This is a genomic window from Streptomyces katrae (genome assembly GCF_000966975.1).
Taxonomy (GTDB): domain Bacteria; phylum Actinomycetota; class Actinomycetes; order Streptomycetales; family Streptomycetaceae; genus Streptomyces; species Streptomyces katrae.
The window spans coordinates 1-327 of record NZ_JZWV01001688.1; the positions used below are offsets into that span (position 1 = coordinate 1).

General features: G+C 79.2%; 1 pseudogene. It reads right to left on the reverse strand.

Annotated features, from left to right (window positions below):
- Nucleotides 1-327 (reverse strand): annotated as a pseudogene (locus VR44_RS40115) (hypothetical protein); the annotation flags it as partial.

A 327-nucleotide genomic window follows, 5' to 3' on the forward strand; every position in this document is an offset into this window, starting at 1 on the left:
GCAGGAGGAGCGCAGCCGGGCGGGGGCTGTAGAAGGCGGCCAGGCAGGCGTAGTCGTGCGCGGCCCGCTGCGTGCCGCCGAGGGAGGCCTCGGCGAACTGGCCGTTGAACTCGGCGACGTTGCCCACGTGCACGGCCGGGCCCCCGCCCGTCCAGGCCCGCGCCCACCCTGCGAGCGGGGCGGGCGCCACCGCGAACCGGACCAGCCCCGGCGGGGAACCCGCCGCCGGGACGGCGCCCATCGCCCGGTAGAAGCCCGCCGCATGGGGGTCGGCGTCGACCAGCAGCCGCCGGAAGCCCAGGGAGGCGGCCCGCCGCACGGTGTCCA